Annotated in this window: 18 protein-coding genes; 2 read left to right on the top strand and 16 right to left on the bottom strand. The window is 72.9% G+C overall.

From position 1 onward, the window contains the following. Nucleotides 1-41: 41 nt before the first annotated feature. The 4 genes from J5Y04_RS39670 to J5Y04_RS39685 all read right to left on the bottom strand — a co-directional run bounded on the left by J5Y04_RS39670 (nucleotide 42) and on the right by J5Y04_RS39685 (nucleotide 6,290). The gene (locus J5Y04_RS39670; RefSeq protein WP_307853539.1) at nucleotides 42-2,702 is read right to left on the bottom strand and encodes a TIM-barrel domain-containing protein; all 2,661 of its coding nucleotides are present in this window, start codon (nucleotides 2,700-2,702) and stop codon (nucleotides 42-44) included. Nucleotides 2,703-2,990: 288 nt separating this feature from the next. Continuing rightward, a complete protein-coding gene (locus J5Y04_RS39675; RefSeq protein WP_209417397.1) occupies nucleotides 2,991-3,890 on the bottom strand; it encodes a carbohydrate ABC transporter permease in 900 nt (299 codons plus the stop codon). Beyond that, entirely contained in the window at nucleotides 3,890-4,822 is a 933-nt protein-coding gene (locus J5Y04_RS39680; protein WP_209417398.1) for a carbohydrate ABC transporter permease, read from the bottom strand. The genes J5Y04_RS39675 and J5Y04_RS39680 overlap by 1 nt, the downstream gene beginning before the upstream one ends. Nucleotides 4,823-5,021: 199 nt before the next feature. Next, a complete protein-coding gene (locus J5Y04_RS39685; protein ID WP_307853540.1) occupies nucleotides 5,022-6,290 on the bottom strand; it encodes an extracellular solute-binding protein in 1,269 nt (422 codons plus the stop codon). A gap of 508 nt (nucleotides 6,291-6,798) precedes the next feature. Between J5Y04_RS39685 and J5Y04_RS39690 the strand changes: the two genes are divergently transcribed. Next, nucleotides 6,799-9,603 (top strand): TIM-barrel domain-containing protein, encoded by a 2,805-nt coding sequence (locus J5Y04_RS39690; RefSeq protein WP_209417399.1) that lies wholly within the window; start codon nucleotides 6,799-6,801, stop codon nucleotides 9,601-9,603. 124 nt (nucleotides 9,604-9,727) lie between these two features. On the opposite strand, the gene J5Y04_RS39695 is transcribed toward J5Y04_RS39690, so the two are convergent. The 11 genes from J5Y04_RS39695 to J5Y04_RS39745 form a co-directional block, all read right to left on the bottom strand. Next, nucleotides 9,728-9,931, bottom strand: coding sequence for a cold-shock protein (locus J5Y04_RS39695; RefSeq protein WP_042388274.1), 204 nt, complete (start codon nucleotides 9,929-9,931; stop codon nucleotides 9,728-9,730). A 342-nt stretch (nucleotides 9,932-10,273) separates the two neighbouring features. Further along, a complete protein-coding gene (locus J5Y04_RS39700) occupies nucleotides 10,274-10,651 on the bottom strand; it encodes a sulfurtransferase TusA family protein (RefSeq protein WP_209417400.1) in 378 nt (125 codons plus the stop codon). Then, nucleotides 10,648-11,313: a class I SAM-dependent methyltransferase gene (locus J5Y04_RS39705; RefSeq protein WP_209417401.1), complete on the bottom strand. Its 666-nt coding sequence runs from the start codon at nucleotides 11,311-11,313 to the stop codon at nucleotides 10,648-10,650. Before J5Y04_RS39705 ends, J5Y04_RS39700 begins: the two co-directional genes overlap by 4 nt. Nucleotides 11,314-11,655: 342 nt before the next feature. Further along, nucleotides 11,656-12,447 (bottom strand): class I SAM-dependent methyltransferase, encoded by a 792-nt coding sequence (locus J5Y04_RS39710; protein WP_209417402.1) that lies wholly within the window; start codon nucleotides 12,445-12,447, stop codon nucleotides 11,656-11,658. Beyond that, nucleotides 12,447-13,166 (bottom strand): ABC transporter ATP-binding protein, encoded by a 720-nt coding sequence (locus tag J5Y04_RS39715; RefSeq protein WP_209417403.1) that lies wholly within the window; start codon nucleotides 13,164-13,166, stop codon nucleotides 12,447-12,449. Before J5Y04_RS39715 ends, J5Y04_RS39710 begins: the two co-directional genes overlap by 1 nt. 5 nt (nucleotides 13,167-13,171) lie before the next feature. Next, nucleotides 13,172-13,915: an ABC transporter ATP-binding protein gene (locus tag J5Y04_RS39720; RefSeq protein WP_307853541.1), complete on the bottom strand. Its 744-nt coding sequence runs from the start codon at nucleotides 13,913-13,915 to the stop codon at nucleotides 13,172-13,174. Then, on the bottom strand, nucleotides 13,912-14,874 hold the full coding sequence (locus J5Y04_RS39725; RefSeq protein ID WP_307853542.1) for a branched-chain amino acid ABC transporter permease: 963 nt from the start codon (nucleotides 14,872-14,874) through the stop codon (nucleotides 13,912-13,914). The genes J5Y04_RS39720 and J5Y04_RS39725 overlap by 4 nt, the downstream gene beginning before the upstream one ends. Before the next feature lie 287 nt (nucleotides 14,875-15,161). After that, on the bottom strand, nucleotides 15,162-16,031 hold the full coding sequence (locus tag J5Y04_RS39730; protein ID WP_209417405.1) for a branched-chain amino acid ABC transporter permease: 870 nt from the start codon (nucleotides 16,029-16,031) through the stop codon (nucleotides 15,162-15,164). Nucleotides 16,032-16,054: 23 nt separating this feature from the next. Beyond that, nucleotides 16,055-17,245, bottom strand: a complete 1,191-nt coding sequence (locus tag J5Y04_RS39735; RefSeq protein ID WP_209417406.1) for an ABC transporter substrate-binding protein — start codon at nucleotides 17,243-17,245, stop codon at nucleotides 16,055-16,057. A 43-nt stretch (nucleotides 17,246-17,288) separates the two neighbouring features. Beyond that, the gene (locus J5Y04_RS39740; RefSeq protein WP_209417407.1) at nucleotides 17,289-17,702 is read right to left on the bottom strand and encodes a roadblock/LC7 domain-containing protein; all 414 of its coding nucleotides are present in this window, start codon (nucleotides 17,700-17,702) and stop codon (nucleotides 17,289-17,291) included. Further along, nucleotides 17,699-20,008 (bottom strand): nitrate- and nitrite sensing domain-containing protein, encoded by a 2,310-nt coding sequence (locus J5Y04_RS39745; RefSeq protein ID WP_209417408.1) that lies wholly within the window; start codon nucleotides 20,006-20,008, stop codon nucleotides 17,699-17,701. The genes J5Y04_RS39740 and J5Y04_RS39745 overlap by 4 nt, the downstream gene beginning before the upstream one ends. Before the next feature lie 624 nt (nucleotides 20,009-20,632). Between J5Y04_RS39745 and J5Y04_RS39750 the strand changes: the two genes are divergently transcribed. Then, the gene (locus J5Y04_RS39750) at nucleotides 20,633-22,669 is read left to right on the top strand and encodes an FUSC family protein (protein ID WP_307853543.1); all 2,037 of its coding nucleotides are present in this window, start codon (nucleotides 20,633-20,635) and stop codon (nucleotides 22,667-22,669) included. 9 nt (nucleotides 22,670-22,678) lie between these two features. Here J5Y04_RS39750 and J5Y04_RS39755 read toward each other — a convergent pair. Further along, on the bottom strand, nucleotides 22,679-22,882 hold a 204-nt coding region (locus J5Y04_RS39755; protein ID WP_209417409.1), incomplete at its 5' end, for an amidohydrolase family protein.

Here is a 22,882-nt window from a genome sequence, read left to right on the forward strand (position 1 = left end):
CGGGCCGGTGCGCACACCGGCCCGGGGCCGGGGCCGTTGCGTCAGTGACCGCCGTGGATGAGCTCGACCGAGAAGGCGTGGTCGGTGGAGACGGACGGGGTCCTGATCTCCGTGACGCCGGTCGCGGGGTCGTGGAACCAGCCGGAGCCGGCCGAGTCGAGTGCGGCGGCCGAGGCCAGGCGGGGGAGCGGGCCGCCCGCGGTGACGACCTGGCGCGGGGCGGGCTGGCCGTGGACGGTGAGGCGGTAGCCGCGGCTCGCCGGCTTGTCGGCGTAACCGCCCACGCTGGCACCGACCTTGATCGTGGTGACGGCGCGGTTCGCGTGGACGTCGACCCGCTGGGTGGCGGAGGCGCCCTGGGTGAACTGCCGGGTGGTGCCGTCGTCCTCGTAGAGGGTGTAGGACGAGTCGCCCTGCGGGTAGATGTCGTAGTCGAGCTCGGTGCGGTCCCGGTTCTGCCAGGACAGCGTGCCCTTGGGCCACATCGGCACGATCGAGCCGCCCTTGACGAAGAGCGGCAGGGTGTCGAGCGGGGCCGCGTACCCGTTGAGGGTGGTCGGGCCCTGGTAGGTGCGCCCGGTCCAGTAGTCGGTCCAGGTGCCCTTGGGCAGGTAGATGCCGTCCCGTACCGAGGTGTCGGAGTACACGGGGGCGACGAGGAAGTCAGGTCCGGCGAGGAACTCGTACTTCGCGTCCGGCCCGAGGGCGGCCGGGTCGTCCGGGTACTCCAGGGCGAGCGGGCGCACCGCGCCGATGCCGGTCCGGGTGGCCTCCGCCGACAGCGTGTACATGTACGGCAGCAGCCGTTCCTTCAGCTGCAGGTACTTGCGGTTGACCGAGGTGTAGGGCTCGCCGTCCAGCCAGGGCTGCTGGTCGCGCTGCTCCTTGCCGGTGAGGTCCTTCGCCCAGCCGTCCATGGTCATGATCGCGGGGAGGAAGGCCTTCCACTGCAGGTCGCGGGTGTACATCTTGGGGTCGCGCCGGAAGATGGAGCCGACGTCGCCGGTGTTGTACGCGATGCCGGACATGGTCGCTCCGGCGTAGGTGGGGATCTGCCAGCGGATGTAGTCCCAGGAGAGGCTCTGGTCTCCGCTCCAGAGCACGCCGCAGCGCTGCGCGCCGGCCCAGGAGACGGGGAGCCAGACGAAGCCGCGGGAGTCGCTGTTGTCCTCGATGCCGGCCTTGGCCTGGTCGCAGGCGTTGAGGGCGAAGTCGTACCCGTTGCCGACCCACGCCACGTCGAGCTTGCGCACCCGGACCCCGGCCTTGACCTCCTCGGCCTGGTTGGGCAGGCCGTTCTGCGTCCAGAGGCCGAGCTGGGCGTGGTCCTTGCGCAGGCCGTCGCCGGTCTTGGCGAGGTCCTCGTAGCCGCAGCCGTAGCCGTCGTTGACCAGCATCCAGCCCAGCGGCATCTGGTTCTGCACGTAGCCGTCGGCGATCTTGACCGCGTCCGTGGTGTGCCGTTCGCCGCGGTTGGCGTTGTGCAGGTAGCAGTCGGAGTCGCCCGGTTCGAGGCCGTAGACGGGTGGCATGAAGGGCTTGCCGACCAGGGCGGTGTACTTGCCGATGACCGACTTCACGTCGCCGGTGAAGTAGTAGGCGTCGAGCCGTCGTTCCTGCTGCCCGGTGCGGACCGGCGAGCCGAAGTCGTAGATCCCCGGCGCGAAGGTGTTGCGGAAGACCCCGTAGCCGGCGCTGGAGACGTAGAACGGCTGGGAGTTGTTGTAGCCGCCCTCGTTCCAGTTGGTGCTGTTGGCGACGTGGACGGTCTGGTCGCGGTGCGAGAAGGAGCCGTTCTGTTCGCCGCCGCCGAAGAACTGCTCGTCGGCGCCGCGTTGGAGGCTCTGCCGCAGTCCGCTGGTGCTCCAGCGCAGCGGGGCGTCCTCCTGCCAGAGGGCGGTGCGGTCGTCGGCCCGGTAGAGGCCGAAGCGCAGGGGGTGTTTGTAGACCCGCAGGACCAGGGCGCCCGAGCGGATGCCGTAGTAGGTCCCGGCGTCGAACGTGCTGGTGTCGCGCCGGAGTTCGGGCTGCCGGCGGATGATGGTGCTGCCGGCCGGCTCGGTGAGGACGCCGTCCGGGGCGGCCCGCAGGCGCAGTTGGTCGTCGGCCAGGAAGTCGACCTTGGCCTTCAGGGTGCCCGCGGAGATGTCGTAACTGCCCTGGGAGCCGCCGAAGGAGGTGAGGTCACCCGCGTCGGCGGTCTGCGGCAGGTAGGCCCGGCCCGTGTAGGAGTTGTCGTGCACGTCGTAGGGGACGACCAGGACGTGGTAGGTGCCCGAGGCCTGGGGGATGACCGTCGCCTCGGGGTCGGCGGTGCCGGCACTCTGGGCGACCTCCTTGCCGTCGGCGTCGTAGACGTAGAGGTCGAAGTCGTCGGTGGGGGTCTGCCACTGGATGGAGAGCGGGACGCCGCCCTCCGGGTTGTCGTCCCAGTACCCGGCCGGCACGTTGACGGTCAGGTCGAAGCGGTCGCAGACCGCGCCGCCCGGGTCCTGTGCGGCGGGCGGGCAGTCGCCGGCGCCGCCGAGCGTCCCCTTCGCGTAGCGGGGGCTCTGCCAGGTGGTGCTCTGGTGGTCCGTGTCGAGCACGGCGGAGCCGGGGGTGGCGGCCCCGGCGGGGACGGTGGGCCCGGTCAGGGCGGCGACGCTCGTCACGGCTGCGGCGAGGGCGGCCCGGCGGAGGTGGTGTCGAAGCAGGCGCATGGTGCGATCTCCAGTCGACTGAGCAGGGATGTGTTCACTGGGTGCTCGAAACTGCTTGGAAGGCGGGATCCCGGAGCGGCGTTCACCGTTACTGTCTGTACATGTCAACAAAGTCCTCGCGGTCGCCCGCCCGAGTGCGCGGTCGCCCGCCGGTGGCCGGGGTGGCCCGTCCGTGGCCGGGGTCGCTCGTCCATGATCGGGATCGTCGTCCGTGGCCGCGGTCGCCCGTGGTCGGGGCGCCGGGGCGCCCCGACCGGCGGCCGCACCGGATGCAGGGGTGGGGGGTGGCTACTTGACGGATCCGGCGGTGAGACCGGAGACCACCTGACGCTCGATGAAGGCGAACAGCACGACGACCGGCACGATGGCGACGACCGAGCCGGCGAAGAGGTAGTTCCACTGGACGGTGTAGTTGCCGATGAAGCTGTTGATGCCGACGGTCAGCGGCTGGCTGTCGGGCACGGTCGACAGGGTCAGGCCCATCACGAACTCGTTCCAGGCCGAGATGAAGGTGAAGATCACCGCGGTGACGATCCCGGGCATCGCCAGCGGCACGGTGACGCGGCGCAGCGCCCCGAGCCGCCCGAGGCCGTCGATCATGGCGGCCTCCTCCAGTTCGACCGGGATGGAGCCGATGTAGGCGGTGAGGATCCAGATCGCGAAGGCCAGGTTGAAGGCGGCGTTGCAGAGGATCAGCGTCCAGACCGAGTTGAGCATGCCGAGCTGGTAGAACTCCCGGTAGAGGCCGACCAGCAGCGAGGTCGGCTGGAACATCTGGGTGACCAGGACGAGAAGCAGGAAGAGCCTGCGGCCGCGGTACCTGATCCGGGCCGTGTAGTACGCGGCGGGCAGGGCGACCAGCAGCGCGAGCAGGGTGGAACCGCCGGCGACCAGCAGGGTCACCCGGAGGTTCCCGCCGAGGGTCGAGTCCCGCCAGACGTCGACGAAGTTGGACCAGGCGAAGTGGGTCGGCAGGTAGGTGGCGTCGCGCAGCTCGTCCGCCGGGCGCAGCGCGGTGACGGCCATCTCCAGGTAGGGGAGCAGGAAGAGCGCCGCCAGCAGCCACGCCACGGCCGCGACGACCAGGGTGCGCGGCCGGATCCGGCGCCCGCCGGTGCGGCCGGCCGGAAGGGCGGGGCGCGGGGTGCCGAGGGCGGGGCGCGGGGCGAGCAGGGTCTGCCGGGCCATCAGCTCTCCTCCTCGTTCCAGCGGCTGACCTTGAGGAAGACCAGCACCATCAGCACGACCAGGGCGAAGTTGACCACGGACATGGCCGCCGACTCGCCGATGTCGATGTTCTTCAGCTGGTACATGAACACGGTGGTGGTGGCCGTGGCGCTGTCCGGGCCGCCCTGGGTCATGCCCCAGATGACGGGGAAGGAGTTGAAGACGTTGATCAGGTTGATCACGACCCCGACCAGGAAGGCCGGGCGCAGCAGCGGCAGGGTGATCCTCAGGTAGGTCTGCCAGGTGCCGGAGCCGTCCACCCTGGCCGCCTCGTACACCTCGCCGGGGACGGTCTGCAGCCCGGCGAGCAGGGTGTAGGTGGTGAACGGGAGGGAGACGAAGACGGCGACGAACATCATCCAGGGCCAGGCGGTCGAGGGGTTGCCGAGCCAGTCCCGGGGGCCGTCGATCAGTCCGAGGTCGGTCATCGCGGTGTTGAGCACGCCGGCGGTCCGGTTGAGCATCCACTTGAAGCCGATGGCGGTCATCAGGACGGATGCGGCCCAGGGGGCGATCAGGGCCCAGCGGGTGAGCCGGCGGCCGGGGAACTGCTGGTTGAACAGCTGGGCGAGGGCCAGCGACAGCAGCATCGTGAGGCCGACGACGGCGACCGTCCAGATCACCGTGCGGACCAGGACGTGGCCGAGGTCGGCCTCGCCGAAGAGCTTGCGGTACTTGTCGAGTCCGGCGGAGCCGCGGACGAAGCCGCTGGTGCTGATCCGCAGGAACGACGTGCGGACCATCTCGTAGACGGGCCACAGGACCACGGACAGGATCAGCAGGACGGCCGGGGCGATCCAGGGCAGCGGTCCGAGCCGGCCGGGGCCGGAGCGTGCCGGTGATGCCCGGCCGGGCCGGCCGGCGGCCTTTGGGGCGGCGGAGTCAAGGGACACGGGTGGTGCCTTCCGGGCGGGTGCGTGCGGTGTGCGGTGTGCATCGGGCGTGGTGCTTGGTGCACGGGGCGGCGTGCACGGGCGTGGTGCGGAGTGCAGCAGGAGCGGGATGCGGCAAGCGCAGTGCGCACGACGGCGTGCGCGGTGCAGCGTGCCGGTGCCCCGGCGCCGGTGGGGGTCGGCGCCGGGGCGGGCGCGGCTACTTGTTCGACACCGCGTCCTGGGACTTCTTCTGCAGGTCGCCGAGGACCTTGGCCGGGTCGCCGGTGACGGCGGTGCCGATGCTCTTCTTGATCTCGGCGGAGACGGCGTCCCAGCTGGTGTCGCCGAGCGGGTAGAAGGAGGCCTGCGGCAGGAGGGCGAAGAAGGGTTCGAGGTCCTTGTGCTTGCCGCTGGAGGTCATCTCGCGCAGGGTGTCCTGGGTGACCGGCATCAGGTTGTAGGTCTCGTCGAACTTCAGCGTGTTCTCCTTGGAGTACACGAAGTCGAGGAACTTCTTGATCTGGTCCCGGTGGCCGTTCTTCTTGAACGCCATCGTCCAGTCCGCGACGCCGAGGGTGGACTTGAGCGGGCCGGCCTTGCCGGGGATCGGTGCGACCCCGTACTCGACCTTCCCGTCCTTCGACATCTGGATCAGCGAGGGGTGGCCGTTGACCATGCCGGCCTTGCCCGCGGCGAAGTCGGCGAAGGCGGTCTTGCGGTCGGTGGTCGCGGGGTTGGCGTACGTCAGGCCGGGGTCCAGGAGGTTGGCCTTCAGCCAGCCGAAGGTGTCGATGTTGGCCTGGCTGTTGAGGGTGTAGCCGCCCGCCTTGTCGGTGGGGCCGCCGCCGTTGCCGAGCTCCCACATCATGCTCTCGCCCTGGGCCTCCTCGGGGCCGAGCGGCAGCGCGTACGGGGTGACGCCGGGCACCTTGGCCTTGATCAGCTCGGCGTCGGCGCGCAGCTCGGCCCAGGTCTTCGGCGGCTCGGCGATCCCGGCCTGGGCGAAGACCGTCTTGTTGTAGAAGAAGGCGCGGGCGGAGGAGACGAACGGGATGCCGTACTGGACGCCCCTGACCTGTCCGGCCTCGGCGAAGGAGTCGATGAAGTCGGCCCGGGTGCCGCTCGACAGCACGTCCTCGGCCTTGTAGAGGAGGTCGTCGGCGACCTTGTCGGCGTAGCCGCCGGTCTGCAGGACGTCCGGAATGTTGCCGCTCTGGATCATCGTCTTGACCTGCTTGTCGATGTCGTTCCAGTTCACCACCTGGACATCGACCTTGATGGCCGGGTTGGCCGCGGTGAACGCGGAGGCGACGTCGTTCCAGTAGGCCTTCGAGCTGTTGGACTCCTTGTCGCCGTAGTCGGCGGCGACCAGCTTGAGGGTCACGTTCCCGTCCGCCGAGGTGCCGTCACCACTGCTGCCGCACGCCGTGAGGGCGAGCGCGGTGACCGCACACACCACCGGGAGACCGAGTACACGTCCGTTCACCGCAGTTACCGCCTTCGTACCGTCGGACCCGCGCCCTGGCCGGGTCCACCGCTGGGATTTCAGAGCCGGAAGCAGTCCTCGGACCGGTCGTCGTGCGAGCGGCCCCGCGGGGGAGGCTGCTGCCCGGCGCGCTCGTGCTCATCGATGCTTGAAGATCGCTTATTTCGAGCAGATCCGAAAGCTGCTGTGTCGCCGAAGTATTCACGAGGCGGGCCGACCGGTCCAGGTGCTGTTATCGGACCGTTGTGCTTCGACCCGGGGCCGCCCGGCCGCTCCAGCCCGCGCTCCGCCTCTGATATGACGCTCTGTCATCGCTTTTTCGGCTCACCCGGGTTGGGCGGGGCTGCGGTGGCGCCACCGCAGCGGGCCGGGCGTCCGTAATGCACCATCTGCCGCTGTCACATTTTGACTTGTACCTGTTGACTGATGCTGAAAGTAGCGCCACTCTGGCCATGTTCGAGCACAAGTAAGCACGCGGATGCTCGCTTCCTCCAAGGAGGGCCCACAGATGCGTTCCGTCCCCACCACCGTCCTGCCGAGGCCCGGCAGCCCCGGCGCCAGACCGGCCGCGGCGCTCGCGGCCCTGTTGCTCGTCGCCTCGCTGTTCGCCGTGCTCGGTCCCGCGGCCACCGCGCGCGCCGTGACCGCGGGCAAGGTCACCGGCGTCAGCCGCTCCGGCGACACCTTCACCGTCACCACCTCGGGTAGGGCGGCAGCCCGGGTCACCGTCGCCAGGGCCGACATCTTCCGGATCTGGCTCTCCCCGGACGGCACGTTCGGCAACGACCCGGCCGGGACCGACCTCGCCGTCAGGACCGGCTTCGGAACCGTCGGCGCCACCCTGACCGACGCCGGCGCGTACTACCGGATCGGCACCCCGGCGATCAGCCTGCGGATCAACAAGTCGCCGCTCACCTTCGCCCTCTACAAGGCCGACGACACCACCCTGGTCTGGGCGGAGTCCAAGCCCACCAGCTGGACCGGCTCGCAGACGACCCAGTACCTCACCCGCGGCGCCGACGAGCAGTTCTACGGCACCGGCCTGCGGCTCGGGGAGTGGGCCCTGCGCGACAAGACCGTCCCGATCTCCGTCACCAACCGGTGGACCGAGAACAGCAACGCCAGCCCCGCGCCGTTCTACATGTCCACCAACGGGTACGGAGTGATGCGCAACACCTGGGCGCCCGGCTCCTACGCCTTCGGCGCGCCGACCTCGCTCACCCACGACGAGAGCCGCTTCGACGCCTGGTACTTCGCCGGCAACTCGCTCAAGGACGTGCTGAACGGCTACACCGACGTCACGGGCAAGCCCTTCCTCGCGCCCGTCTGGGGACTCGAGCTCGGCAACGCCGACTGCTTCAACGCGTCCAACCCCTCCTACACCGGCGACCACGACCGGCTGCGCCACCAGACCACGCCCGACGTGCTCGGCTACGCCGCCGACGCCAGGGCCGCCGACATGCCGTCCGGCTGGTTCCTGCCGAACGACGGCTACGGCTGCGGGTACACCGACCTGCCGGCCACCGCCGCCGGCCTCAAGGCCAAGGGCTTCAACACCGGCCTGTGGACCTCCACCGGACTGGCCGACATCAACTGGGAGGTCGGGACGGCCGGTTCGCGTGCCGTCAAGACCGACGTGGCATGGATCGGCGGCGGCTACAAGAGCGCGTTCACCGGCGTCAACCAGGCGGTCGCCGGCATCGAGGACAACGCCGACGCGCGGCGCTTCGTCTGGACGGTCGACGGCTGGGCCGGCACCCAGCGCAACGCCGTCGTCTGGACCGGCGACACCAGCGGCACCTGGGACGCCATGCGCTGGCACGTCCCCGCGATCACCGGCGCGGGCCTGTCCGCCCTCAACTACGCCTCCGGCGACGTCGACGGCATCTACGGCGGCAGCCCGCAGACCTACGCCCGCGACCTCCAGTGGAAGGCCTTCACCCCGGCGTTCATGACCATGTCCGGCTGGGGCGCCGCCAACCCGTCGGCGGGCTACGAGGACAAGCAGCCCTGGCGGTTCGCCGAACCGTACGCGTCGATCAACCGCAAGTACCTCCAGCTGAAGATGCGGCTGATGCCGTACCTCTACACGATGAGCAAGGTCGCCAACGACACCGGCGTGCCCTCCACCCGCGCGATGGTGCTGGAGTACCCGGACGACCCGGTCGCGCGCGGGAACCTGACGAGCGGTCAGTTCATGGCCGGGGACTCCTTCCTGGTCGCCCCGGTCGTCTCCGACACCTCGACCAGGGACGGCGTCTACCTGCCCGCCGGCAGCTGGACCGACTACTGGACCGGAAAGGTCTACAACGGCCCGGGCTGGCTCAACGGATACTCCGCGCCGCTCGACACCCTCCCGCTGTTCGTCAAGGCGGGCGGCGTCGTGCCGATGTGGCCGCAGATGAACTACACCGGCGAGAAGCCCGTCTCCACGCTCACCTACGACGTCTACCCGCGCGGAAACTCCTCGTTCAACCTCTACGAGGACGACGGCACCACCCGCGCCTACCAGTCCGGGGCCTTCGCCCGCCAGCAGGTCGACGTCACCGCACCGGCCTCCGGCACCGGCGACGTCACCCTCGCGGTCGGCGCCGCCACCGGCAGCTACACCGGCAAACCCGCCTCGCGCGGCTACGAGTTCACCGTCCACACCGCCGGGGCGCCCACGTCCGTCAAGGTCGGCGCCGGCACGCTCACCGCACTGGGCAGCAAGGCCGCGTACGACGCCGCGAGCACCGGCTGGTACTTCGACCCGGCGGACCGGGCGGGGGTGCTCTGGATCAAGACCGGCGGTGCCGCCGGCGCGTTCACCGTTATCGCCGCCGGCATCACCGTGCCCACCGGCACCCCGGTGGCGGCGAGCGGCCCGATCGCGCAGGCCGGCTGGAAGCTGGCGTACGCCGACAGCCAGGAGAGCGCCGGCGAGAACGGCTCCGCCGCCAACGCCTTCGACGGCAACGGCGGCACCATCTGGCACACCGGCTGGAGCAACGGTGCGGCCCCGCTGCCGCACGAGATCCAGATCGACCTCGGTGCCCGGTACGACGTCGACTCGATGACCTACCTGCCCCGGCAGGACGGCGGCGTCAACGGCCGGATCGGCCGGTACGAGATCTACGTCTCGGACTCCACCGCCTCCTGGGGCACCCCCGTGGCCACCGGCACCTTCGCGGACACCGCGAGCGCCAAGACGGTCGGCTTCACCGCCAGACCGGGCCGGTACCTGCGCCTGCGGGCGCTCAGCGAGGCCGGCGACCGGGGCCCGTGGACCAGTGCTGCAGAGATCACCGCCACCGGCCGGCCTTCGCCGTAGCCGGGGAGGAAGAGGATCCGAGCAGGAGCCGGGAGGAGAAGCCGGGGGAAAAACGGAGGGGCCCGCACCGCGCGTGTGCACGGTGCGGGCCCCTCACTGCCACGCGGATGCCGTGGCGGAAGAACTACAGCGGGCGGATGTTCTCGGCCTGCGGGCCCTTCTGGCCCTGGGTGACGTCGAACTCGACCTTCTGGCCCTCAAGCAGCTCGCGGAAGCCCTGGGCGTTGATGTTCGAGTAGTGGGCGAAGACGTCCGGGCCGCCACCCTCCTGCTCGATGAAGCCGAAGCCCTTTTCCGCGTTGAACCACTTCACGGTGCCATTAGCCATAAAAAACAGTCTCCTTCAAAGGCTGTCCGAAGTCCGCACTGTGCGGACTTCGAGTCGCCGCGAGAACCCGCCCGGAAAAACCGGGAAACAAAAATGCGCCTGCAGAACATCAGCAGGCGCACACAAAGTTCATGGGAACCACAACTGCAACTAAATCGACTGTAGCAGGCCCGGACCCGTTTTGGCGGAAACTTCGGCCCCGAACGCGAAAACTTCGGTCCTGAACACCGCCGGGGCGCATGATCGGCCCCGGGCTGCCGCCGGTGCCGGTGCCGGTGCCGGTGCTCGTGCCGGTGCCCGCGACCGTGCCGGGTACGGCGAGGGCACGGGCGGGCCGTGCCGTCAGCGGGCCTGCGGGTGCCAGGGGCGGTCCGGACGGGTGGGCGTGGCGGCCGCTGCCAGCCGGAGCGCGTACACCTCCGCCTCCGTGTGTCCGGAGTCACCGTGGTCACCCTGGTTACCGGGCTCTTCGGGGGCACCGGGAGCTCCCGGTGCGGCGGGGTGGCCCTGGTGAGCGGGGACGGGGCCGAGGTAGTGGTGGCCGGTCAGGTGGCACCAGGCGGGCAGGTCCAGCGGCGCCGCAGGATCGGTGGTCACGATGTGCACCACCGTGCCCGCCGGGGCGTCGGCGATGTGCGTGCGCAGCCGCAGCAGCAGTTGGACGCAGAGCAGGCCGGTGCCGTCGACCACCAGGTCGGCCCGGGGCGGGGCGGCGCTCACCGGGGCACCGTCTGGGTGACGCGCCACAGGCGGCGGGGGAGGCCGCCCTCCTCGAAGGGGTGGACCTCGGCCGGCTCCCAGCCCTCGGCGAGGGCGTCGACCAGGACGCGGGGGAAGAAGTGGACGGCGAAGCCGCCGTGTTCCCAGATGTCGTCCCCGTGCCCGGTGCCGGCGCCGTAGTGCGCGTCGCCGGTGTGCCGGACGGTGTAGACGAAGACCCCGCCCGGCCGCAGGACCCGGCGCACCTCGCGGACCAGGGCGTGGATCTCCGCGGTGGACAGGGCCATGCAGAGCAGCATGTGCGCGAACACCGCGTCCACCGAGGCGTCCGGGAGTGGCAGGGGCTCGCGCACGTCGTGCACCGCCGTGGTGACGGCCCCGGCCACGCCCTGGGCGTCGGCGGCCGCGCGCAGCTGTGCCAGGCCGACCGGGCTGAAGTCCGTGGCCAGCACGGTGAAGCCCTCGCGGGCGAAGAACAGCGCGTCGCGGCCGTGTCCGGCCCCCAGCTCCAGCACCTCGCGGGCACCCGCGGACCGGAAGGCCGCGGCGGCGTGGACGGCCGGCTCGGACGGCCCGGGCCCGTACATGCCGGGGTGTTCGCGGTAGGTCTGCTGCCAGTGCCGGCGTTGGGTCCCGGCCGGCCCGTCCTCGTGCTCCGGCATGCTGACGCCCTCTCCGCCGCCCCGCCGCGTGCGGGGATCCGTGCAGGTCAGCCTAGGTGCACGACGGCCGACCGGTGCGACCGGCCCCGGTGCGGCGGCCGCCCGCCGCCTCCACCACCGGTCATTGCACGGCGCACGCCACAAGGCGTACGGCGTAAGGCCTGCGGTGGAAACCTCTGCCCCGGATAGCGCCGGAGCCCTGTCGAGGGCGTCGATCGGATGCCACCGCCGGACGGTTCGACGGCGAGGCCGTAGTGCTGCTTCTCCTTGCGTGCGGCGCCGAGCCCGTCGCGGAAGCGGACGGCACCCCCGTTCCGCACGAGGGCGTTGCACGGCGCCTCCTCACGCCGGCCGCCGGGCCGAGGTCGAGACCAGGGAGTAGGAGAGTGCCTCGAACCCGGGCCTGCGGACCAGCGCGCGGAAGCGGGTCAGCTCGTCGAGCGTGAGACCGGCGGCGAGCAGGGGTTCCTGGAGCTGGCGGGAGTTGATGTCGTGGAGGCGGGCGCCGCCGTCGTGGGACCAGCTCTCGGCCCGGACGGTGGTGTGGACGTCGGTCAGGCCGAGGTCCGTCATCGCGCCGTGCACCTGGCGTCCCCAGTCCAGGTCGGCACCCCGGTCGCCCAGGACAGCGAGGACGGTGTCGATGACCCGGGAGAAGAGCTCGCGTTCGGACGGATCGACCGGGGTGAGGACGGAGAGCGGGCTGCGGTCGAACTCCTCGATGAGCAGGAGGCCGCCGGGCCGCAGGGCACCGGCCAGGGTGGCGAGCACCTCGCGGCGTTCGGGCAGGTGGAGGAGGAGCAGGCGGGCGTGGACCAGGTCGAAGGAGCCGCCGGGCGGCTGCTCGTGCCGGACGTCGTGGCGACGGACGACGAGGTTCCCGGTGGACCCGGCCAGTCGCGTCGGGTCGAGATCGGTGGCCGTCACGGAGCCGGTGGGGCCGACCAGTCGGGTGAGCAGCCGCGCGATCGACCCGGCGCCGGCCCCGACCTCCCAGCAGTGGGCGCCGACCGGGACTCCTAGGCGCTCCAGGTGGGAGGCGGTGATCGGGTCGAGGCAGGACTCCAGCACCTGCAACTGGTCCACGGCCTCGTCGGCCCGGTTGTCGAAGGCGTAGCGCGTGTCGGTCGGCATCAGGGCAACTCCTGTGGTGTCGGGCGGGGCAGGGAGACGGCGGCGAGGATGCGGGCCGGGTCCTGACGCGCGGCGGCGCCGTCCAGTGCGGCCGTGATCCGGCCGGCGGCGAGGACCGTGACCCGGCCGGCGATGGGAAGCACCTGGGCCGGACGCGGGGAGGCGAGGACGACGGCCAGCCCGTCGGCGGCCAACCGCCCTGCCAGGGTGAGGACATCGGCCGCGACGCCGGGGCCCAGGCCCTCGGTGGGTTCGTCGAGCAGCAGGACGCGGGGCCCGGTGAGCAGGGCGCGGGCGATGGCGAGCATCTGCTGCTCGCCGCCGGAGAGGCGGTCGGCGCGCTGGTTCAGCCGCTCGCCGAGCCGGGGGAGCAGGTCGAGGACCCTGGCCGGTGACCAGGCGGTCGGCCGCCGCCGGTGTGCCACCTTGAGGTGCTCGGCCACGGTCAGGGACGCGAAGACCCGGCGCCCCTGCGGGACCAGGCCGATGCCGGCCCGAGCACGGCGGTGGGCGGGGAGGCGGGTGACGTCGGTCCCGGCGAGCTCGATCCGGCCCGAGCCCACCGGGACCAGGCCGGCCAGCGCGTGCAGCAGGGTCGTCTTCCCGGCGCCGTTGGGCCCGAGTACGGCGTGCACGGAGGACCGGTCGGCCGTCAGATCGATGCCGTGCAGGACGGTGCCCCCGTGGTAACCGGTCCGCAGGGAGTGTGTTTCGAGCATCCCGCTCACCCGGACCGGGGGTCGAGGTAGGCCTCCCGGACGGCGGGGTCGGCGCCGACCTGCTCCGGAGTGCCCTCGGCGATCGACCGGCCCTCGTGCAGGACGGTGACGCGGTCGGCCAGGGCGTTGACGAAGGCGAGGTCGTGGTCGATCAGCAGCACGGCGACCTCGGTGGACACTTGGCGCAGGACCGTCAGCAGCCGGTCGGTGTCCTCGTCGGCCAGGCCGGCGGCCGGCTCGTCCAGCAGCAGGATCCGGGGCCGGGTGGCGAGGGCGGCCGCGATCTCCACCAGCCGCTGCTGGCCGTGGGACAGGTGGCAGGCGGTGCGGGAGGCCAGGTGCGCGATGCCGACCTGGTCGAGCTGTTCGTGGCAGCGGCGTCCGAGTTCACGGTAGCGGCGGGGACGCCAGAGCCCGCGCAGTCCGGTGTGCCGCCAGGCCGCGAGAGCCACGTTGTCCAGGGCGCTCAGGCTGCCGAGTACGGCGGGCTGTTGGAAGGTGCGGGCGATGCCGAGGCGGGACCGGCGGGCCGGGTCGGTGCCGGTGATGTCCCGCCCGTCGAGCAGGATCCGGCCGGCCGACGGTACGACCGTGCCGGCGACCAGGCCGAGCAGGGTGGACTTTCCGGCGCCGTTGGGCCCGATCACGGCGTGGCGCGCCCCGGGTTCGACCGTCAGGTCGAGCCGGTCGACGGCGACCAGCGCGCCGTAACGGCGGGTCACCCCCGAGATGCCGAGCAGGGCGTTCACGGGCCGACCTCCGGGGATGCGGGACGGGCCGGGGCACGGGAGGCAGGAGCCGTCAGGGAGCCGTGGGGGAGCCGGCGGAGTCGGACGCCCGCGAGCCCGCGGGGGAGCAGGTACACGGAGGCGATGAACAGCGTGCCGAGCAGCAGCGGGCCGTGTCCCGGCCAATGGGCGGCGAGCTGGTCCCGGGTGATCAGTACCAGCGCGGTGCCGGCGAGGGCACCGACCGGTGACGCCACACCGCCGAGGACGGCCGCGAGCAGGCACAGCGAGGACGTGGTGAAGCCGACGTCGGCGGGGGAGACGTACCGCTGGGCGGTCACGAGCAGCTGGCCGCCCGCTCCCGCCAGGGCGGCGGCCCAGACCTGGGCACCGAGGAACACGCGGGTGACCGGGTGGCCGCTGGCCCGCATCCGCGCCTCGTCGTCGCGGCACCCGGCGAGCAGGAGTCCGAGTGGCGACCGCAGCGCCGCGGCCGTCGCCGTGATCGCGCAGGCGGCGACGACGACCGCGTACCGGTAGACGTCCTGGTCGTCGGTCAGTGGTGCCGTACCCCAGAGCGCGCGCACCGGCGGTATGCCGGCCAGACCGTCGGTGCCGCCGGTGACCGAGCTCCAGCGGGACGCCGCGGTGGCGGTCAGCTCTCCGAGGGCCAGTGTGATCATCAGTACCGTCACGCCTCGGGCCCGGGCCACGACCGGCCCGGTCAGCAGGGCGAAGAGTGCGGCGGCCGACACGGCGGCGGCGAGCTGCAGCGGCCCGACGTCGACGCCCGCGCGGCCCAGCAGGGCGGTGGTGTAGGCGCCGACCGCGTACGGCGCGGCCTGGCCGAGCGTGGGCAGCCCGGCCCGGCCGGTGAGCACGGTGATGCCGACGGCAGCCAGGCCGAGCGCGGGTATCGGGGTGAGCAGGACGAGCGTCGACTCGTCGACCACCGCCGGAACGCCGAACAGCGCGAGCACGGTCAGCAGCAGCGCCCATCCTGCGGGACGCAGGGCAGACCCTCGGCCCGCGGGCCGGGCGCCGCCCCCGGGGCGCGCCCGAGCCGTCCCGGCCGTCCCGGCCGGACCCTCGCCCGGATCGTCCGGGTGCGGCCGGGTCCCGAGCAGGCGCCCCCACCGGTCCGGCGGACGCCACGCGCGCACCGCCCGGCCGAAGGCGGGCCGCGCGGTGCGCGCGCCGCCGCCCGACGGCGTCGCAGCCGACCGGACCGACCGGACGATCCCCCGCGCGACCGCCCGGATCCCGGTCATCCGCGCGCTCCGGCGGTGCTGCCGCGGCGCAGGACCAGGGCTGCGGCCATCGCCGTGAACAGGAGGTAGGGGGCGAGGTCCGGGACCAGGTCGACGCCGAGGGTCTGTACCTCGCCCACCGCCACGGCAGCCACCAGAGCGCCCAGGACCGAACCCAGGCCGCCCAGCACCACCACGATGAGCGAGAGCAGCAGGACGGTGTCGGCCGTGCGCGGGCCCGGGCCGATGATGGGGGCGCCGAGGACGCCCGCGAGGCCCGCGAGGGCCCCGGCGCCCGCCAGCACGGCGGTGTGGACCAGGCGGGGGTCGGTGCCCAGGCCCGCGACCATCGCGGGGTCGTCCACCGTGGCCCGGAGCAGCGCGCCGGCCCTGGTGCGGCGGAGCAGGAGCTGCCCGGTGGCCGCCATCAGCGCCGCCACCAGGATGAAGGCCAGCCGGTAGACGGGGTAGCGGTGCCCGCCGAGGTCGGCGCTGCCGTCGAGGGCCGCCGGCAGGGTGACCGGGAGGTCGTCGGGCCCGGCGGCCGTGCTGAGCAGATCGACGCCGACCAGCGCCACACCGAAGGTGAGCAGTGCCTGGGCGAGATGGCCGCGCCGGCGGACCGGTGCGGTGAGCACGGCGAGCAGCCCGCCGCCGGCGCCGGCCGCCGCGGTGCCGGCGGCCAGCGCGAGCAGCATCCCGCGCCACGAGCCGTCCGACAGTGCGGCGGCGGTGTACGCGCCGACGGCGTAGAGGGCGCCGTGGGCGAGATTGAGGACGTCCCCGGTCCCGAACGCCAGCGTGAGCCCGGCCGCCGCGACGTACAGCAGCAGCCCGTAGGCCACGCCGTCCACCGCGGGCACCAGATGTGCGTCGATCAGGCCCATCGGCCCCCCTCTCCGGAACCCGGTCAGTTCCCGATGGTGGCGAGGTCCTGGACCATCTGGTTGGACAGGGCGCGGCCGTCGCTCCTGACCTCGCGCAGGTACCACTTCTGCACCGGCGAGTGGGTGTTGCTGCCGAACTGCCAGGTGCCGCGGGGGCTGTCGATCTGGCCGAGGCCGGCGATCGCGGTGTTCAGCGTCTTCGGGTCGACCTTGTCCCCCGCCGCGCCGATCGCCTTGTCGAGCACGGAGGCGGCGTCGTAGGAGGCCATCGCGTACGTGGTGGGCGGGGACTGGTGCTTGGACTGCCAGGCCGAGACGAACGCCCGGTTGGCCGCGTTGTCCAGGTCCGGGGCGTAGTTGAGCACCGAGCGGATCCCCTTCGCGGCATCGCCCTGGGCGGTCAGCACGCCGCCCTCGGTGAGGAAGCCGGCGGCGTACAACGGGGTGCCGGCCAGATCGGACTGGGCGTACTGCTTGACGAAGTCGACCGCTGCGCTGCCGGCGTAGAAGCAGTACACCGCCTTGGCCTTGGAGTTCTTGATCTTGTTGAGGTAGGGGGTGAAGTCGGTGGTGCCGGGGAACGGCGTGAAGGTCGCCTTGCCGTCGGGGCCGGCGAGCTGTCCGCCGGCCTTGGCGAACGCGTCGGTGAAGCCGCGCAGTTCGTCCCAGCCGCCCTGGTAGTCGGGCCCGATCGCGTAGACCGGACCGTTGACGACGTCGTGCACGTACTGGGCGATGGCGGCTCCCGGCTCGTCGGACATGAAGCTGGTGCTCCACTGCCGGCTGACCTCCTTGACGGCGGGGCGGCCGTTGGAGCTCACCAGGGGGATCCCGGTCTCGGTGAGCAACGGGGAGATCGCGGCGACCGAGCCCGCGCCGACCACACCGGTGACGGCGAGGACCTTGTCCTGCTTGACCAGCTTGGTGGCGGCGGGGAGCGCGGTCGGCGCACCGTCGCCCTCGTCGGCGATCACCAGGTCGACCGGGTGCCCGCCGAGCCTGCCGCCGTGGGTGTCCAGATAGAGCTGGAAGCCGTCCCGCAGATCGGTTCCGACGGCCTTGTACGTCCCGGACAGCGACGCCAGCAGGCCGATCTTCACCGTGCCCGGACCGCCGTCGGCCGCGCCGCCGCCGTGGCCGCTGGTGCAGCCGGTGGCGAGTAGCAGGGCGGTGAGGAGGGCTCCCGCCGTGCGGCTTCTGCGGATCGGTGACATGTGTGCTCCCGGAGTAGGCGTGAGAGGCCGGAACTGATGGTGGTCAGGAGAGCGTGTCGAGCAGTTTGGCGCGGGCCGCGGGGGTGAGCTGCGGGCCGACCTGGTTGATCAGCTCGGCCATCTCGAAGGAGACCTGGCCGATGTCGCAGACCTTCGAGGCCAGGACCAGCAGCGAGGCGCCGCTGCTGACCGCCATGGAGAACAGGAAGCCGCCCTGCAGTTCGGTGAGGTTGCTGATCACCGGTTCCGCCTTCAGCAGCCGTCCGGCGCCGGCCAGCAGGCTGACCAGCCCCGACGCGATCGCGGCGAGCTGGTCGGCGTGCTCCGCGTCGACGTCCTTGGTAGCGGCGATCAGCAGCCCGTCGGCGGAGACCGCCACCGCGTGGGTGATCTCCGGTACCCGGGCCGCGAAGTCGTTCAGCAGCCAGTCGAGATCGTGCGTCGAGGGGGAGGTCATGCGTCTTCCTTCTGGTTCGGATCGGAGAGAAGCGGCTTGGGGGCGCCCCGTCCGGCGCGGCTGGCGCCGATGCCGCGGGCGTAGGCGGCCATGGCGGCCGACACCTGTCCGGGGTCGCGGTGTGCCAGCCCGTGCGAGGGCTGGGCGGCGGGCGGCGGGGAGTCGGAGGCGCTCGGGGTCGTCGCGTGGACGGGGGCGGGCTCGGTGGTGGAGGCCGCGGGCCGCCTGCGCCTGGGCAGGCCGCTTCCGGTGGTGCCGGCGGTCGTCGACTCCGTCGCGGGCGGTGCCGGTGCGGTGGCGGGTGGCGGTTCCGGCGCCGCCGGCGGGACCGGGGCCGGGGCCGGTTCCGGCGCCGCGGTGGGGACCGGGGCCTGGACGGGCGCGGGGTCGGGGGCCGGGTCGGCTTCGCCGGCCGTGCCGAACACCGTGTCCGGCAGGGTGACTTCGGCGATGGTGCCGCCGCCCGGACGCGGGCGCAGTTCGACCCGGATTCCGTACCAGGACGCCAGGTGGCCGACCACGGTCAGCCCCATCGCGCGGACGGCGGCGATCTCGACCGGAGGGGGTGTGGCCAGCTTCTCGTTGGCGGAGTCCCAGCGGTCCTCACCCAGGCCGATGCCCCGGTCACAGACCTGGACCACGAGCCGGTCGGTCAGCAGCCGGGCCTCGGCGGTCACCCGGGTTCCGGGCTTGGAGTAGGCGGTGGCGTTGTCGAGCAGCTCGGCGAAGAGGTGGACCAGGTGGTCCACCGCCCGACCCTCGACCAGGATGCCCTGGTCCGTGGTCCCGACGTCGATCCGGGTGTAGCGCTCGGTCTGGGCCGCCGCCGCCCGGAGGACGTCCTCGATCGGGGCGTCCGTCGACCGCACCCGGGCCGTCGCCTCGCCACCGAGGACGAGCAGGCTGTGGTTGTTGCGGCGCATCCTGCTGGCCAGGTGGTCGAGTTCGAAGAGCCGGGCCAGCCGTTCCGGGTCGGGCTCGTCACGCTCGGCGGCGTCGAGTGCCTGGACCAGTGCGCCGGTCAGCCGTTCGGCCCGGCGGGCCAGGCCGACGAAGACGGTGCCCATCCGGTCGCGCATGGCCGCCTGCTCGGCGGCGATCCGCACGGCTTCGCGGCTGACGGTGTTGAAGGCGGCGCCGACGGCGGCGATCTCGTCGCGGCCGCGGACCTCGACCGCGTCGCCCGCCGCGGCGGCGAACTCCTCCGGTGTGGCCTCGCCGAGTGCGCCGCCCGTCGACAGTGCCGCGACGGCCGCCGGGAGGCGCTCGTGCGCGACCGCGTGCGCGGCGGCGCGCAGCCGACGCAGTTCGCGGATCATCGGCCGGCCCAGCCGGAGGGCGAGGACGATCACCGAGACCACCGCGAGCAGGACCGCCAGGCCCTCGCTCAGGGCCCATTTGCGTTGCGTGTTGCGGAAGTCGGTGACGCTGACGAGCACCGAGGCATCGACCTTCTGCTCGACCTGCTGGAGCCGGTCGGTCCGCTCGTCCATCACCGTCGTCCAACTCGCGTCCACCGGTAGCGGCCGACCCGGCGTGGCGCGGGCGACGGCGTCCTCCAGCCGGCCCGCCGCGATGATGCCGGGACCGGTCAGCGACCGGTCCAGCCAGGTCTGCCACTCCGGGGTGGCGATCCGCTGGAACTCGAGGACGGCCTCGGTGTATCCGGTCCGGGTGGCGGTGATCGCCTGTTGCGCGGCGGGGGTGAGGACGCCGGAAGCCTGCGAGGCGAGGACCGCGACCTCCTGCTGGCTCACCGATTCCTGGGCCCGGGCCAGGGTCACCCCGCTGTTGATCCGGCCTGCGAGATCGGCCCCGGCGCGCCCGGCCCCGGCGACGGAGCCCCGGTAGGCCAGCAGGTCGGCGATGATGATCCGGTAGTGGAAGGTGGTCGCCGACAGGACGGTACCCGGGCTCGACTCCACCTGCTTGCGGAGCGCGGGCAGGCCCGCCAGGTCGTCGTCCACCTGGCGGAGGAGGCTGCCGGAGTTGCCGCGGGCCGCGTGCATGCGCCCCCGCAGCTGACGGTACTGCGCGATGCTTGCGTCGGTGGCCTGCATCTGCGCCAGGTAGGCGTTGGTCCGGTCGGGATTCGCCTCGCCGGTCAACAGCGCTGCGGCGCAGGTGCGTTCCCGCTGGAGCTGGTGCGTCAGGTCGCCGACCTGGGCGCTGATGGCCACCATCGATCGCAGCTGCGCGGCCCCGAACACCTGTCCGGCGGTGATGCGCAGCGCGAGCGCCGCGAAGGCCACCACCGCGAGCAGCGGCACCGTGGCGAGTACGGCGAGTTTGCGGGTGATCGTCACCGGGCCGGTCCTCCGGCCACGGGCGGAGGGTTGATCAGGCCTTGCTGGTGAGCAGTCATGGCGCCTTGGATGTCGATCGGAAGGACGTGCGAGGAGGGGTGATGCTGCGTCGGCCGCTGGGGAGTCGTCCCGTGAGCGCGTACCTGACACGATGCCGCGCCGATCATAGTGGCATCGGTCGATCATGTCTTCGAAACCTGCGGAAGCCTAGCCAACTGACGGAGCGTTAAAAAGACCCCTCCTCGATTCCCTTGCCTTCGTATGCCCACGGCCGGTGGTTCGCACCCACCGCGTCGGCCGGAAGCGCGTCGCGGCGGGGCCGGGCCGTCGCACCCGTAGTGCCCGTAGTGCCCGTAGCGCCCTTAGCGCCCTTCGCGCCGAGCAGCGCCGTGGTGCCCGCCATCGTCTCGTCCCGCCGGGTGCCGGGAGGAGCGCGCTCTGCGCGGGCGCCGTGCCGAGGAGTCCGAGCGGCACGGCCGGCGGCGGCTCCTCCGGCCGAAGGAGCCTCATGGCAGGCTTCGGATCGATGGACGAAACGGGAGCGTTACCTACAGGAATCGGCCCGGAAAGGCAGAGCGCCTACGGTTCGGAGGAAGAACAGCGTCACGAGGACCGAGGGGGAACGTGCACCGCCCAGAGAACAGACCGCCGGACTGGCTGCTCCACCCGCTGCGGCGGCAGCCCGGGCCGTTCCCCTGGGGAGGTGTGCTGCGCGGCGCCCTCGGCATGGGGCCGTTGCTCGCGCTCGCCGTGGTGGCCGGGCAGCCGCAGGCCGGTGTCCTCGCCGGGCTCGCCGCGATGTTCGGCGGCATCAACGACCGCCCCGGCACCGCGCGTTCGGCGGCGGTGCTGATCGGACTGCCGGCCCTGGCCGGAGCCGCCGGCCTGCTGATCGGCCAGGCGCCGGGTTGGTGGGCGGTACCGCTGCTCGCGGTGGTGGGTGTGGTCTGCGGCGCCGTCAGCGTCACCGGGCCGGTCTGCTCGGCGGCGGGCGTACAGCTGCTGGTACTGACCGCCCTCGGCTGCGGAATGCCGATGGCGGGCCCCGCCTGGGTGAGGGCGGGCTGGTACCTGCTCGGCGGCGCCTGGTTCATGGTGCTGCGCCTCGCGGTGCGCCCGGCGGCGCAGTTCCGCCCGCTGCACGGCGAGCGGCAGGCCGTGGCCGGGGTGTTCGACGCCCTGGCCGAGGCCTTGCGGGCAGCCGGAACGCCCGGGGCCGAGCGCGCACGGCGGGGGCTCACGGTCGCGCTCGACCGGGCCGACGAGGCGCTGCGCCTCCAGCGGCTGCTGCGGCGCCCCGGCCGGCGCCGCCCCGACGAGCTCCGGCTGGACGAGCGCTTCGCCGCGGCCGCGGCGCTCTGCGAGGCGAGCGTGGCCCTGCTCTGGGAGGGCGAGGCGCTGCCGGCCAGGGCGCTGGCCGGTCCGCGCCGTCTCGCCGAGGCCGTCCGGGGCGACATCCAGCCGGGCCGGCTGCCCGTCCCACTGCCCGAGAGCCCCGCCCGCAGCGCCTTCGACCGCGCGGTGCTGGCCGCCGGGCTCGCCTTCGACCACCGCCCGGAGGGCCACCCCTCGCGAGGCGCTGGGCCTGGTTCCGGGCACGGTGCCGAGCCTGGATCCGGGCAGGGCGTCGGGCACGGTCATGTCGCCGGGCCCCCGGCCGCTTCCCGGCGCGTGCGGCCGGTGCCCGTCCGCCCCCGCCGGGGCATCCACCCCGCGGGGCCGACGGGGCGCGAGTGCGGGCTGCGGGTCGGCGCGTGCGTGGCGGTCACCACGGCGCTCGCCCTCCTGCTCCACGCCGACCACTGGTACTGGCTGCCCGCCACGGCGGCCTTCCTGGTCAAGCCCGACTACGGCCCGCTCTTCTCACGGGTCGTCAACCGCTTCGCGGGGACGGCGGCGGGCGTCCTTCTCTTCGCCGGTACCGGGAGCGCGGCGGCCGGCGCCGTTCCCGGCCTGCCGGTGCTGGTGGTCGCCGTCTGCGGGGCGCTCATCGCGCCGTCCCTGCGGCATTTCGCGCTGCAGACCGGGGTGGTCACGCTCACCGTCCTCGCCTTCGTCTCGCTCGGCGGTGACACCCAGGCCGCGGCCTCCCGGCTCGCGGACACGGCGCTCGCCTGCGCGGTGGTCCTGGTGGTCGGCCACCTGCCGCGACTGGTCGACACCCGTGCCCGGGTCGGCCACCGGTGCGCGGAGGCCCTGCGCCACACGCAGCACTACCTCCACGACGTCCTGACCCGGCCGCCGGGCCCGGAGGCCGGACCCGGCGCCGAGGCGGGCCGGCGCGACCGGCTGCGCCGCCGGGCGTACCGCTCGCTCGCGCAGGCCCGGGTGTCGGCGGAGACCGTGCGGATGGAGCTGCTCGCGGACCCGGGCGAGGAGTGGCTGAAGGTGGCCGTGCGCGCCGAGCGGATCGCCGACGCCGCGACCGCCTGCGCCGTCCGCCTGGCGCACGGCTGCGAGCCGCCCGGCGCGGTGGCGGTCGGCCAGCTGGTCGCCGCGGTCGGCGAGGTGGCGGACGCGCTCGACGGCCGGTCCGGTCCGGTGCCGGCCCGGCCCGAGGTGGACGCCGTCCCGCCGGACTGCCGCACGCTCGGCGACATCGTCGCGGAGCTCCACGGCATCCAGGATCGGCAGCGGGCGATGGCCGGCGCGGCCGGCTGAGGGCGCGGCTCAGCGCCGGACGCGGTCGAACCTCTCGCCGCCGAGGATCCACTCGCCGCGGCGCATCACGGCGACCAGGTCGTAGCCGGTGGAGTCGACGACGACGAGGTCGGCGTTCTTGCCGGGTTCCAGCGAGCCGACGGTGTCGGCCAGGCCGAGCAGCCGGGCGGGGACGGCGCAGAGGGACTCCACGGCCTGGCCGAGGGTGAGGCC

Source organism: Kitasatospora sp. RG8 (assembly GCF_017813315.1).
GTDB lineage: Bacteria > Actinomycetota > Actinomycetes > Streptomycetales > Streptomycetaceae > Kitasatospora.

Bases quoted from the DNA above. Each gene is read 5' to 3' on its own strand.
- J5Y04_RS39670 (WP_307853539.1), bottom strand. From the start codon at position 2,702: ATGCGCCTGCTTCGACACCACCTCCGCCGGGCCGCCCTCGCCGCAGCC.
- J5Y04_RS39675 (WP_209417397.1), bottom strand. From the start codon at position 3,890: ATGGCCCGGCAGACCCTGCTCGCCCCGCGCCCCGCCCTCGGCACCCCG.
- J5Y04_RS39690 (WP_209417399.1), top strand. From the start codon at position 6,799: ATGCGTTCCGTCCCCACCACCGTCCTGCCGAGGCCCGGCAGCCCCGGC.
- J5Y04_RS39695 (WP_042388274.1), bottom strand. From the start codon at position 9,931: ATGGCTAATGGCACCGTGAAGTGGTTCAACGCGGAAAAGGGCTTCGGC.
- J5Y04_RS39705 (WP_209417401.1), bottom strand. From the start codon at position 11,313: ATGCCGGAGCACGAGGACGGGCCGGCCGGGACCCAACGCCGGCACTGG.
- J5Y04_RS39710 (WP_209417402.1), bottom strand. From the start codon at position 12,447: ATGCCGACCGACACGCGCTACGCCTTCGACAACCGGGCCGACGAGGCC.
- J5Y04_RS39715 (WP_209417403.1), bottom strand. From the start codon at position 13,166: ATGCTCGAAACACACTCCCTGCGGACCGGTTACCACGGGGGCACCGTC.
- J5Y04_RS39730 (WP_209417405.1), bottom strand. From the start codon at position 16,031: ATGGGCCTGATCGACGCACATCTGGTGCCCGCGGTGGACGGCGTGGCC.
- J5Y04_RS39735 (WP_209417406.1), bottom strand. From the start codon at position 17,245: ATGTCACCGATCCGCAGAAGCCGCACGGCGGGAGCCCTCCTCACCGCC.
- J5Y04_RS39740 (WP_209417407.1), bottom strand. From the start codon at position 17,702: ATGACCTCCCCCTCGACGCACGATCTCGACTGGCTGCTGAACGACTTC.